Source organism: Intrasporangium oryzae NRRL B-24470 (assembly GCF_000576595.1).
In the GTDB taxonomy this organism is placed as follows: domain Bacteria; phylum Actinomycetota; class Actinomycetes; order Actinomycetales; family Dermatophilaceae; genus Intrasporangium_C; species Intrasporangium_C oryzae.
Genome location: NZ_AWSA01000001.1, coordinates 11185 through 24440 on the forward strand (window position 1 = coordinate 11185; position 13256 = coordinate 24440).

Annotated in this window: 9 protein-coding genes; 6 read left to right on the forward strand and 3 right to left on the reverse strand. The window is 71.4% G+C overall.

Features of this window, described 5'->3' with window-relative positions:
- The first annotated feature begins 64 nt into the window (after positions 1 to 64).
- The 6 genes from N865_RS00060 (at position 65) to N865_RS00085 (ending at position 9700) form a co-directional block, all read left to right on the forward strand.
- Positions 65 to 5599 carry a prealbumin-like fold domain-containing protein gene (locus N865_RS00060; RefSeq protein ID WP_034800207.1) on the forward strand — a complete coding sequence of 1845 codons (5535 nt, stop codon included), beginning with the start codon at positions 65 to 67 and terminating at the stop codon, positions 5597 to 5599.
- Between the two features lie 162 nt (positions 5600 to 5761).
- Entirely contained in the window at positions 5762 to 6562 is an 801-nt protein-coding gene (locus N865_RS00065; RefSeq protein ID WP_034800210.1) for a maleylpyruvate isomerase N-terminal domain-containing protein, read from the forward strand.
- Positions 6559 to 7884: a lactate 2-monooxygenase gene (locus tag N865_RS00070; RefSeq protein WP_245603607.1), complete on the forward strand. Its 1326-nt coding sequence runs from the start codon at positions 6559 to 6561 to the stop codon at positions 7882 to 7884. Before N865_RS00065 ends, N865_RS00070 begins: the two co-directional genes overlap by 4 nt.
- 90 nt (positions 7885 to 7974) lie before the next feature.
- Positions 7975 to 8727, forward strand: a complete 753-nt coding sequence (locus N865_RS00075; protein WP_034800216.1) for an SAM-dependent methyltransferase — start codon at positions 7975 to 7977, stop codon at positions 8725 to 8727.
- Complete coding sequence (locus tag N865_RS00080) at positions 8724 to 9209, forward strand: nucleoside deaminase (protein ID WP_034800219.1); 486 nt, start codon at positions 8724 to 8726, stop codon at positions 9207 to 9209. Before N865_RS00075 ends, N865_RS00080 begins: the two co-directional genes overlap by 4 nt.
- Positions 9210 to 9397: 188 nt before the next feature.
- Positions 9398 to 9700, forward strand: a complete 303-nt coding sequence (locus N865_RS00085; protein WP_034800221.1) for a hypothetical protein — start codon at positions 9398 to 9400, stop codon at positions 9698 to 9700.
- A gap of 4 nt (positions 9701 to 9704) precedes the next feature.
- Here N865_RS00085 and N865_RS00090 read toward each other — a convergent pair whose 3' ends face one another.
- From N865_RS00090 to N865_RS00100, 3 genes are all read right to left on the reverse strand, one after another.
- A complete protein-coding gene (locus tag N865_RS00090; protein ID WP_034800224.1) occupies positions 9705 to 11087 on the reverse strand; it encodes a lanthionine synthetase LanC family protein in 1383 nt (460 codons plus the stop codon).
- The gene (locus N865_RS00095; protein ID WP_157557485.1) at positions 11084 to 11947 is read right to left on the reverse strand and encodes a T3SS effector HopA1 family protein; all 864 of its coding nucleotides are present in this window, start codon (positions 11945 to 11947) and stop codon (positions 11084 to 11086) included. Before N865_RS00095 ends, N865_RS00090 begins: the two co-directional genes overlap by 4 nt.
- Positions 11948 to 12111: 164 nt before the next feature.
- Positions 12112 to 13254, reverse strand: coding sequence for a phosphotransferase (locus N865_RS00100; RefSeq protein ID WP_157557486.1), 1143 nt, complete (start codon positions 13252 to 13254; stop codon positions 12112 to 12114).
- Between the last annotated feature and the right edge of the window lie 2 nt (positions 13255 to 13256).

Here is a 13256-nt window from a genome sequence, read left to right on the forward strand (position 1 = left end):
TCCGGCTGACACCGTGGCAAGGGGTGGGCCGCCCAGGCGTGACAGGCGTTTGAGAACGGCGATCATGGTCGTGATCGCCTTGATCGTCTCCCTCGGGACCCAGTTCGGTGCGGTCTCCGCGCAGGCTGCGACATTCACACCGACGATCACCAGCGACCTCGCCGACTACAACCCCGGGCAGACCGTGAAGCTCACCGGCACCCAGTGGGACCCGGCCGGCTCGCAGGTCCATGTCGTCGTCAACGACGACTCAGGCCAGACCTGGCAGCACGTTGTCGACGTCGCACCTGCCAGCGACGGAACGATCGTCGACACGTTCTCGCTGCCCAACTACTTCGTGGCACAGTACGGCGTGACAGCGACCCAGACGGCCGCCGACGGAAGCGCCCTGCAGGCGACGACCTCGTTCACCGACGCCAACCCGTCGGCCAACCTCGACCAGTGCGCCAACGACCCGTTGCCGTCTCCGAGCACCGATGGGTGTGACACCAGCGCGACCCAGTGGGTCAACGGCAACCTCGGTAGCAGCAAGTCGGTGTACTTCGAGGGCGACTCGATCCCCTACCGCCTGACGTTCGGCAGCCTGTCGACCTCCGGCACACACACCGTGACGATCGAGTGGGACACAACCAAGAGCGGAACCCACGCCCTTGACTACCTCACTACCTTCAACCAGTCCGTCGCAGACGCTGACCCATGCCTGGGGGTCTCAGGCTGCACCGGGCCGCCTAGCGTGAAGCCCATCCCGGCCGACGGGCAAGTTATCGGTGCTGGCGTTACGCCGATTCCGGGGAACTTCTCCTTGTACGGAGGCACCATCAACTCGGTGGGCTCCTACAGTTACCCGAGCGGCACAGGGTTCGCGGGCGACAAGTCGGCAAGGATCTCGATCACCTTTACCGCGTCGGTGGCCAACCCCGTCCTCGCCTGGGGCGGTCACATCTCCACCCGGAAGGACTGGGGAGCGAACAACTCCGCCGTGGCGATCTCGGGTTCCCCGTATCACACGAGTCTCGTCGACCTCGACGGGTCGGGCGGCAACCAGGACAGGTCCCTCTCCGCTGACGCGGTCATCTTCCCCGGTTCAATCACCATCGTGAAGGACGCGACGCCGAACGGCTCGCAGGCGTTCAGCTTCACCGGTTCGCCGACACCGTTGACGAACTTCTCGCTCGTCGACGACGGCACGTCCGCCAACACGAAGGTCTTCTCGAACATCATCAACTTCCAGACCTACACCGTCGCCGAGGGGGCCCAGACCTCTCCGTGGATCTTCGACAGCGCCAGCTGCTCGGTGACCACGCCGAACGGCGGCAGTCAGACCGTCTCGGGATCCACCGCGACGATCAAGCTCGCTGAGGGTGAGAACGTCACCTGCACCTACCTCAACCACAGGCTCGCCAACCCACACCTCAAGCTCGTCAAGACCGTGACCAACGACAACGGCGGCAGCGCGAGTGCAACCGACTTCACTCTCACCGCGACCGGGCCGCAGACGATCAGCGGCGCCGGCGGTACCGAGAGCGATGTGGCCCCGGGCACGTACACCCTGTCCGAGACGAACCTGCCCGGCTACACGGCCGGTAGCTGGTCCTGCACCGGTGGCACCTTCACGGCCCCGAACAAGATCGCCCTCGACTTCACCCAGTCGGCGACCTGCACGATCAACAACAACGACCAGACGGCGCACCTGAAGCTCGTCAAGACCGTCACCAACGACAACGGCGGCACGGCCGTCGCGACCGACTTCACCCTCTCCGCTGCCGGACCCACGCCGATCAGCGGCGCCGGTGGAGCCGAGAGCGACGTCAACGCAGGCAGCTACACCCTGTCCGAGACCAACCTGCCGGGCTACACCGCCGGCTCGTGGTCCTGCGTCGGTGGCTCGTTGAGCGGCAGCAAGGTCACGCTCGCCCTCGGTGAGTCGGCCACCTGCACGATCAACAACAACGACAACTCCGCTCACCTCAAGATCGTCAAGACCGTCACCAACGACAACGGCGGCACGGCCAAGGCGACCGACTTCACCCTCTCCGCTGCCGGACCCACGCCGATCAGCGGCGCCGGTGGCGCTGACAGCGACGTCAACGCAGGCAGCTACACCCTGTCCGAGACCAACCTCCCCGGCTACACGGCCGGTTCATGGTCCTGCAGCGGCGGCACCTTCACCGCTCCGAACACGGTCGCGCTCGATCTCGGCCAGTCCGCGACCTGCACCATCAACAACAACGACCAGACGGCACACCTGAAGCTGGTCAAGACCGTGACCAACGACAACGGCGGCACGGCCGTCGCGACCGACTTCACCCTCTCCGCAGCCGGACCCACGCCCATCAGCGGCGCCGGCGGCGCTGACAGCGACGTCAACGCAGGCAGCTACAGCCTGTCCGAGACCAACCTGCCCGGCTACACCGCCGGCACCTGGTCGTGCACCGGTGGCACCTTCACCGCTCCCGACCAGATCGCAGTCGCTCTCGGCCAGTCGGCCACCTGCACGATCAACAACAACGACCAGACCGCACACCTCAAGCTGGTCAAGACCGTGACCAACGACAACGGCGGCACGGCGACTCCGGGCGACTTCACCCTCTACGGGGACGGCCCCACGCCACTCAGCGGCAAGGGCATCGCCGAGAGTGACGTCAACGCGGGCGCGTACCTCCTGTCCGAGGCCGGACCCGCCGGTTACACGGGTGGCGCCTGGTCGTGCACGGGTGGCACGCAGAACGGAAGCAGCATCACGCTGGCCGTCGGCGAGTCCGCCGTCTGCACCATCGACAACAACGACAAGACCGCACACCTGACCCTCGTCAAGGAGGTCGTGAACGACAACGGCGGCACCGCCCTGCCGGGCGACTTCAACCTCTCCGCGACCGGCCCCACGTCGATCAGCGGTGCGGGCGGAGTGAGCAAGGACGTCAACGCGGGAAGCTACAACCTCACCGAGCTAGGCCCTGCCGGATACTCGGCCGGCGCCTGGTCGTGCAACGGGGGCACCCAGAACGGCAGCAACATCACGCTCGCCCTCGGTGAGTCGGCCATCTGCACCATCGTCAACAACGACATCGCGCCCAAGCTCCACCTGCGCAAGATCGTCGTGAACGACAACGGCGGCACCGCAACCGTTGCCAACTTCACCCTGACCGCCAACGGCACCGGCAGCAACGACCTGTCCGGCACGAGCCCGGTCGACTCAGACCCCGGTCTGCAGGCCGACAGCTGGGCCCTGTCCGAGTCCGGGCCCACCGGCTACTCGAGCAGCGGCTGGGTGTGCGTCGGTGGACAGCAGAGCGGCAACTCCATCACCCTCGGGATCGCGGAGGAAGCCACCTGCACCATCACCAACGATGACCAGGCGGCGCACCTCAAGATCGTCAAGACCGTGACCAACGACAACGGCGGCACGGCCAAGGCGACCGACTTCACCCTCTCCGCTGCCGGACCCACGCCGATCAGCGGCGCCGGTGGAGCCGAGAGCGACGTCAACGCAGGCAGCTACACCTTGTCGGAGACCAACCTGCCCGGCTACACCGCCGGCAGCTGGTCGTGCACCGGTGGAACCTTCACCGGGCCGGACAAGATCGCGCTCGCCCTCGGTGAGTCGGCCACCTGCACGATCAACAACAACGACCAGACGGCGCACCTCAAGATCGTCAAGACCGTGACCAACGACAACGGCGGCACGGCCAAGGCGACCGACTTCACCCTCTCCGCTGCCGGACCCACGCCGATCAGCGGCGCCGGTGGAGCCGAGAGCGACGTCAACGCAGGCAGCTACACCTTGTCCGAGACCAACCTGCCCGGCTACACGGCCGGCGCCTGGTCCTGTGTCGGTGGGTCGCAGAGCGGTAGCAGCATCTCCCTCGCCCTCGGCGAGTCCGCCACCTGCGCCATCAATAACAACGACCAGACGGCGCACCTGACGCTCGTCAAGACCGTGACCAACGACAACGGCGGCACGGCCAAGACGACCGACTTCACCCTCTCCGCAGCCGGCCCGACGCCGATCAGCGGCGCCGGTGGAGCCGAGAGCGACGTCAACGCAGGCAGCTACAGCCTGTCCGAGACCAACCTGCCCGGCTACACCGCCGGCAGCTGGTCGTGCACCGGTGGAACCTTCACCGCTCCCGGCCAGATCGCACTCGCCCTCGGCCAGTCCGCCACCTGCACCATCAACAACAACGACAACGCTCCGGCGCTGCACCTCCGCAAGGTCGTCGTCAACGACAACGGCGGCACCGCCACTGTCGCGAACTTCACCCTGAGCGCCGACGGCACCGGCAGCAACGACCTGTCCGGCACCAGCCCCGTGGACTCGGGCGCCGGACTCAAGGCCGACACGTTCGCCCTCTCGGAGACCGGGGTCGCGGGCTACGCAGCCAGCGGTTGGACGTGTGTCGGTGGTACGCAGAACGGCAGCAACATCACGCTCGCCCTGGGCGAGTCGGCCACCTGCACCATCACCAACAACGACATCGCGCCCAAGCTCCACCTGCGCAAGATCGTCGTGAACGACAACGGCGGGACCAAGACCGTCGCCGACTTCACCCTGTCGGCCATCGGGACCGGAGGCAACAACCTCTCCGGCACGAGCCCGGTCGACTCCGGCACCGGCCTCAAGGCTGACACGTGGGCCCTGTCCGAGACCTCGGTCTACGGCTACACGGCCAGCGCGTGGTCGTGTGTCGGTGGGACGCAGAGCGGCAGCAACATCACCGTCGGCATCGGCGGCGAGGCCACCTGCACGATCACCAACAACGACCAGCCGGGCACGATCATCATCAAGAAGGTGACCAAGCCGCTCAACACCGGCAGCTTCGCCTTCACGACGACGGGCACCGGCTACACCGGGTTCACCCTCCCGGGCGGCGGCCAGAACAGCCAGACGCTCAACGCCGGTTCGTACACGGTCAAGGAGAGCACCCAGCTCGGCTGGATCCTGACCGGGATCGGTGGCTCCACTGACCCGACCACGCCGTACAACTGCGTGGTCACGGGCAGCGGCGGCAGCACGGGCGTCGGTGACCTCACCACCCAGACGGCCAGCATCTCGCTCAAGAACGGTGACACGGTGACGTGCACCTTCGAGAACACCGGTCAGGGCGTCACGCGGACCCAGGGCTTCTGGGCCACGCACCCCCAGCTGGCACAGATCGCCTGGTTCGGTGGGACGGCCTTCGGCCACACCTTCCCCGGCGTTGCTGCGACGGCTGGCATCGGTGACGCGACGCTCTGTGGTCGCCCGATCGACACCCTGGGCAAGCTCATGGGCGGCTTCTGGTCCGGCGTCTCGACGACGTCGACCGGGGCCAAGCGGAGCTCGCTCGACCAGGCGAGGATGCAGCTGCTCCAGCAGCTGCTGGCCGCCGAGCTGAACGCCTCGGCGTTCGGGTCGGTCCCGTCAGGCGGCAGCGGGATGTTCGCCCAATGGGAGGCCGCGTACTGCGGCACGAACACCAACGCCATCAAGAACGCGCAGCAGCAGGCTGCGTCGTTCAACACGGCCGGTGACAGCTCGACGTTCACGCCGGGCACATCTGCCGACAGCAAGAACGCACGAGCAATCGCGAACTACACGTGGTGGGACAACCTCCCGTGACGTAGTCCGCGATGACTCGACTCCGAAGGGAGAGGTCAGCTGAATGAGAACCCGGCCGGGGCGTCACCAGCCCCGGCCGGGTTCGTTCGCGCGCGGGCGCAGGCGGGCCGCCCACCGGCATACGCGCCCACACTCCACGAGAACTCGGGCAGACTGCCGCGCATGACCATCTCGACACCCCCGACGCGCCTCACCCTCGACGAGCTCGGCGAGGGGCTCGGCCGGGCCGCGACGGTGCTTCGAGCCAACGCGGCCGCCGCCGGCCTCGAGGCGCCGGTCCCCACCTGCCCCGAGTGGTCGGTGCGCGACCTCGTCGCCCACATCGGGATGGTCCACCGCTGGGCCGCGAGCCAGCTCCGGTCCACGCCCGTCGAGGACGCCGACGCCCTCGAGCGTGAGGGACTCGCCAGCCCGGACCTCCTCGGCTGGTTCGACGACGGCGCCACGGCGCTGTTGCAGGCGATCGTCGACGCTCCGGACGACCTCGACGCGTTCGTCTTCCTCCGCGAGGCGCCTGCCCCCAAGGTCTTCTGGACCCGTCGCCAGTGCCACGAGACGACGATCCACGCGGTCGACGCCCTCGCCGCACGGCTCGGCCGCGCGCCGCGGCCCGAGGAGACGTGGATCAGCCCCGCGATCGCGCTCGACGGGATCGACGAGCTGCTCCGCGGCTTCGTACCCCGGCCCAAGCAGGGCGTGAGCCCCGAGGTCGCGACGACCGTGCTGGTGTGCCCAGACGATTCGGACGTCGCGTGGCTGCTCGACCTGGCGCCCGACCGCCCCGCCCGCACGGCGCGCATCGACCGGGCCTCCGAGCGGCTCCCCCGGGGCGAGCACGTGCTGACTGGACCGCCGGTCGGGCTCTACTTGCGGCTGTGGAGCCGCGCCGACCCGCCGACGAGTGAGCCCGCCGACGGGTTCGAGCGCTGGTGGCGCTCCACCGTCACGGTGACGTGGCGATGAGTACGTCGGGCGAGCCGAGGCGTATGCCGCTGGGCGGGGTCGGCAGGGCCGTGCAGTCCGCGATCTACCGGGCTGGGGCGTTCGGGCACCGCCCGAAGGTGCCGACCGACGGCACGCGCCTCGAGGCAGAGGCCCGCAAGGTCATGTCGCGCAGGGGTTTCGCCTATGTCGCCGGGTCCGCCGGGTCCGAGGCCTCCGCGCGCGCCAACGCTTCGGCGTTCGACCGCTGGAGCGTCGTGCCCCGGATGCTCGTCGACACGACGGAGCGCGGCCTGTCCGTCGAGCTCTTCGGCCGGCGCCACGCGAGCCCGCTCCTCGTCGCCCCGATCGGAGTCCTGTCGATGGCGCACCCCGACGCCGACCTCGCCGTCGCCAGGGCGGCGCGCGAGCAGGGCGTGACCCCGATCCTCAGCACTCAGGCGTCGGTGCCGATGGAGGACGTGGCGCGCGAGCTCGCCGGGTCGGGCCACTGGTACCAGCTCTACTGGAGCAGCGACGACGAGCTCGTCGAGAGCCTGGTCTCCCGGGCCGAGGCATGCGGGAGCGACGCGCTCGTCGTCACGCTCGACACGGCATACCTCGGCTGGCGCCCCCGGGACCTCGACCTCGGGCACCTGCCGTTCGCCCGCGGCGAGGGCATCGCGCAGTACACCTCCGACCCCGTGTTCCGCAGGCTCGTGGCCGAGCGCGTCGCGACGGCGACGCCCCAGGCTCGACCGCGGCCGACCCCGGCCGCCGTCAGGACGCTCGTCTCGATGAGCCGCAACCACCCGGGCGACACGCGCCACAACCTCACCGCGCCCGAGCCACGGGTCGCGGTCGAGACCTTCCTCGACGTGTTCTCGCGGCCGTCGCTGACGTGGGAGGACCTGACGCGGCTGCGTCAGCTGACCCGGCTGCCCATCGTGCTCAAGGGGATCCTTCACCCCGAGGACGCCCGCCGCGCAGTCGATTCCGGCGTCGACGGCATTTACGTCTCCAACCACGGCGGCCGCCAGGTCGACCGGTCGGTCGCGGCGCTCGACGCGCTGCCGGGCGTCGTCGACGCGGTCCGGGCGACGGGTTCCGACATGCCCGTCATCTTCGACAGTGGGATCCGTTGCGGCGCAGACGTCTTCGTCGCCCTGGCTCTCGGTGCGACGGCTGTTGCCATCGGCCGACCGCACGTCTACGGGCTCGCGCTCGGTGGCGCCGACGGCGTCTCGGAGGTCCTGCGCAACCTGGTCGCCGAGCTCGACCTGCAGCTCGCGCTGACCGGCTGCACGTCCGTCGCCGACGTCACGCGCGAACGCCTCCGGACCGCCACCTCGCCCCTGCCCTGAGCCAGCCCCACCGCAGCCCGCCGCCGCGCACGGGTCCCAGCGAACGGAACCGGCTCGACGGCATACGTCCTCGTGGACAAGGATCGAGCCATGCCAGCGCTCGACCACCTCGTCAAGGACGAGTACCCCAAGTCGGCGAAGTACGACGCCATGTGGCTCGTCGACCTCGACATGGGCCCGCACCCGCTCTGGCTCCTCGAGGACCTCGCCGCCGACCTCGAGCTCCGACCCGGCATGCGCGTGCTCGACCTCGGGTCGGGGCTCGGCGCGACGTCGGTCTTCCTCGCCAAGGAGTACGGCGTCCGCGTCATCGCCGCCGACCTCTGGGTCGACCCGAGCGAGGCCGCCGAGGTCTTCCGGAAGGAGGGCGTCGACGACCGGATCCTGCCGATGCGGGTGGACGCGCACGCGCTGCCGTTCGGCAAGGGGACCTTCGACGCGATCGTCAGCATCGATGCGTGGGAGTACTTCGGGACGGGCGACCACTACCCGCCCTACCTCGCGAAGTACCTCAAGCCCGGTGGTCAGCTCGGGGTCGCCACCCCGGCCCTGACGACCGAGGTCCGCGAGCTCGGCGAGATCCCCGACCACATCGACCGGGTCGTCGGCGCGGAGACCGCAGCGTGGCACACCGCAGAGTGGCTGCGCAGCCAGTGGGAGTTCAGCCGCGCCTTCGAGGCGGTCACCGCGCGGACCCAGCCGGAGGGGTGCGCCAACTGGCTCCTCTGGGAGCGCGCGGTCATGGAGCTCAAGGGGACGATGACCTCGCCGGTCCAGGGGATGCTCGAAGCCGACGGGGGCGCCTTCATCACGTTCGCCCTGCTGACCGGGACCGTCGCATGAGTGTCGACCAACGCGACCTCGCCCACCTGAGGCGTGCCGTCGAGCTGGCCCGGCAGGCTCTCGAGTCCGGCGACGAGCCGTTCGGCTCGCTGCTCGTCTCGTCGGACGGTGAGGTGCTCTTCGAGGACCACAACCACGTCATCGCCCTCGAGGAGACCCAACACCCCGAGTTCGCCATCGCGCGGTGGGCGGGCGCCCACCTCACTCCGGCCGAACGGGCCACCGCGACGGTCTACACGTCGGGCGAGCACTGCCCGATGTGCTCGGCCGCCCACGGCTGGGTCGGGCTCGGCCGGATCGTGTATGCCGTGAGCTCGGCTCAGCTGGGCGTGTGGCGGTCCGCGTGGGGCTCGGGTTCGTCGGCCGTCCGTGCCCTGCCGATCCGGGAGGTGGTGCCGGGGGCGGTCGTCGACGGGCCGGTACCTGAGCTCGAGGACGAGGTCAGGGCGCTGCACGAGCGGTTCGCCGCAGCGCAGCGCTGAGCCGCCTCCCGGCCTTGCCGCGCTGTCAGGACCCCGCCGCACGACCACAAAGCTCCACCCTGGCGGACCTGCAACGGCGATCCGGGCCGCACGACCACAACAACCCCGCCACGGCGGAGCTGTTGTGGTCCTGCCCGCCCGCGCCGGGGATCGTTGTCGTTCCCGCGACGGAGGTCGACAATGACGGGATGGCCACTCGTGTCCTCGTGACGCTGTCCGGAGACTCCGACCCCGAGCGGGTCGTCCACGCGCTGCGCGACCTCGGGCCCGCGACGGTCCACGCGCCGGCCCCGGAGCTGCCCGGGGTCGCCGTGGCCGAGGTCGATGACGATGCCGTGGAGTCCTTCGTCCACGACGCCCGGTCCATCGAGGGTGTGTCCGTGGCGGAGGTCGACACCCTGAGCTCCACGCAGCGCGCCGAGCCGCAGTCCTCTGGGCCCCGCTCGGCCGAGCCCTCGGACACCTCACCGGGCTGGAGCTCGACCTCGTAGGCGGTCACGCCTCCCGCTGCGCCGCAGGTCCCGTGAACGGGCCGAGGAAGGGGTCGGCCGCCGACGGCCCCACCGACAGGTCGTGGCAGCGAGCGAGGGTGAGAGCGACCCCACCGATCCCGACGAGGAGGTTCGGGCTCCGCCCGCCACTGCGTATGCCGCAGAGCCAGGTCGGGTGCCCCGGTCGCCCGGCCCGCGTCAGCTGGGTCGCAAGCGCCCGGGCCGAGGCGACATGCTCGGCGGCCGCGGCGGGCCAGGCATCGGCGGCGACCAGGTGCATCTCGACGACGCCGGCCAGGCCGTGGCAGATGGACCCGTCGAACGGCTGCAGTCCTGTCGGGCGGTGGGCGGCACTGGCGGCCCGGGCCCGGCCGAACGCGACCTGCGCGGCGGCGGCCTCGCGGGAGCCCCGGTCCGTCGCGCTCAGGAGCGGTTCGCGCAGCGCGGCAGACACGCCCACGCCGGGCGCGCCGTGGCACCAGGCGAGACCCGGCACCGGTTCGGCAAGCCGGAGGTCCGGCCAGCCGCCCGCCCCTGCATCGTGGAGGGACTCCTCCCAGAGCATGGCCTCGGAGGCCAGCCCAGCGGCATACGTCGACGCGCTCGGCACGGACGCAGCGGCCGCTGTCAGCGCGAGCGCGATCCCGCTGCCGCCGTGGGCGAGGCCGACGACGCTCTGGTCCGAGCCGGCCATCGGCCACCGGCGGCCGATCGGCCCGTCGAGAGCGAGGGCGGCGATGCGGTCGACGAGGAGCGTCACGGCGTCCGCGCGGGCGCTCTCGTCCGGCCGGTCCAGCGGGGCGGACAGGACGCCGGCGAGGACGCCGGCGAGGCCGCCCATGAGGTCGGCGAACCGGGGCAGCTCGTCCGGGCGGTCGACGACGCGACGAACCGCGAGCCCTCCGAGGCGCCGCGAGGACCCAGCCAGGGCGGGGTCGCCGTGCGCTTCGGCCACGACAGCGGCGGCCCGGGCGATCCCGAGGGCGCCGCTCTCCCAGCCGATACCGCTCCCCGGATGGACGTGCGACGAGAGGTCTGCGGCGGGGCCGCGCAAGGCGGCCGCCGCCGTCCGCACGGCGAGCCCGCCCCACTCCGGCGGGGCCCCGGGCAGGCGCGAGGCCGCCGAGAGGGCCACCGCGATCCCGGCCCTGCCCGTGAGCAGCCCGTCGTCGAGCGGGCCGTGGACGAGCATCGGCGGCGTGCTGAGGTCGGGCGCCGACCGCGGGTCGATGTCGTCGCCGGTCCAGCTCGGCTCCCCGAGCCCGTCCACCCGGGCGAGGGAGACGAGGCGGGCGGCGAGCGCTCTCGCCGTCCTCGCGAACTCGGTGTCCGGGCCGTCGACGAACGGCGGCACGGCGGGCAGGACGGGCGCGGGTGCCGAGGTCATGCCGCCACCTCCTCGGGCCGTTCGGCGCGGATCCCGACGTCGGCGAGCAGGGACACCCCGTCGCCGGCGACCAGACGCTCGGCGCGTGCGAGGTCTCCTCGGGCTGCGTCGAACGCCCGACCCACTGCCGACGCGATCTGGGCGCACCGGAGCTGGCCGTAGCTGATGCCCCCGCCCGGGTCCTGCGCCACCCCGACCCCCGGGTGCAGCCGTCGCGTGAGCGGCGGCTCGTCCGGGTTGAGCGCGCCCGAGACCTCGTCCAGCCAGCCGGGAAGAGCAGCCTGGAGCCGTCTCGCGTCTGCTCGCGGCGCATAGACGACGAGAGCGTCGCGCCGGTCGAAACCGCCCGCACGCGCCGGGCACTTGAGCGAGAGCGGGACCCCGGTGGTCGCGGCGAGGCGGACCGTGGCCGCGACGAGACGTGGGGCATCGGCGGCGGCGACGTTCACGTACCAGCGGTCGAGCTCGAAGGAGGAGATCGGCTGCTCGCCGGTGTGGGCCCACCACCAGGCGCCATCGCGGTCGACCTCGCCGACCCCGGCGAGGAGGTCGACGAGGTCACCCGGGCGGGGCGGCATACCCGGACGGGACGAGCCGACGACGGCGTCGGCCGCGCGACGGACGAGCGTGCCCCGGGTGGAACCGGTCGTACGGGCCGCGACGAGCTGCGCCGCGTCGCTCGCGAGGACGAGGTATGCCGTCTCGACCGGCGTGACCGACCGGCGTGCCGTCTCGAGGAGTCCCCCGATGAGCGGGTCGGCGCCGAGCGCGACGCTCGCCTCGTCGGAGCCGCACCACCAGCGCGGGTAGAGCCACTCGGCCACCGGGTCGTCGATCCGCGCGTCGCGGGGCGTCTCCATGGCCCGGGCCCTGGCCCAGGGGTCGGCCCCCACGAGGCGCACCGCCTGCCCGAGCTGGGCCACGGACCTCGCGGCGGGGTCGGCCGGACGGATAGACCGCCTCGGTTCCTGCGGGTGAGGCGTGCGGCGGAGCGGACCGGAAGCCGCAGGCGTGCGGGAACGGGTCAGCGCAGACACGGGGCCACCTCCTCGGTGAGGGAGTCGAGGGACGAGAGGACGGAACGGGCGCGGTCCGTGAGCTGCCGGGGCGAGGCGGGCCGGTGGGCCCCGAGCGTGTCGACGACCTCGAGCCCGAGCTGGGCGATCCGCAGGGCAGCCGCCGTGACGGTCCGGCGTGCGAGGACGGGGACGATCTCGGGTCGCGGCCTGGCTCCGAGCGCGTAGCCGCGGAGCAGGGCGACCGCAGGGACGTCGGACGTGACGGTGAGGGCCGGCCCGGGCTGTCGGACGAGGTGCTCAGCGAGGAGGCAGCCGAGGTCCCACGCCGGGTCGCCGAGGCCGGCCATCTCCCAGTCGACGAGGACCGTGCGCCCGGAGGAGACGACGACGTTGTCCCACTTCATGTCGTGGTTGACGAGGCAACCGGCCACCGGGGCGGAGACGGTCCCTGCCGCTTCGGTGAGCAGGGGGTCGGCCCGCAGGAACGCGACGTGCTCGGCGACCGCCCCGGTCGCCGGGTACTCGGCCGTGAGGGCCGCGACGATGACCGGCGGACGGGCAGGCGGCAGGGGCAGCCCGGTCGTGCCGCGGTGCAGGGCACCGAGGGTCCGGCCGAGGGCCTCTGACGCCACGGCAAGAGCCTGCGTCGACAGCCCGCGCGACGACCCGGGGTGCACGAGCTCGGGCCAGCCCGCCTGCTCGGCGAGGGAACCGATGGGTATGCCGCTCACCCCCTGCCCGCCTCCGCGCCGTCCCAGCCCGGTCGCGGCCGAGGACCGCGCATCGACGAGGACGAGCAGGTGCCGGTCCTCGTCGACGACGAGGGCCTCCGGGAGGACCTCGCGGACCGGCTCGCACCAGACCGCCAGCCGGTAGACGAGGAACTCGATCCCGAGGTCGAGGCCCCGCTCCGGGGCGCTCGACTTCACGACGAGCCGCCGACCGTCGGGCAGCGACACCGACCAGACGGGGTGGGCCCGCGACAGGTTCTCCACCCGGGCCGACGAGGTGGCGTCGGGATCGAGGAGCGCGAGGTCGGTCAGGGCCCGGACCGCCGGGTGGCCGGCGTCCCCCTGGGAGGACGCCGGCAGCCCCGGTGCCGGGCGGGTCGCGACGGACCCGCCCGGCATCGCGTGGACGAGAGTCACGA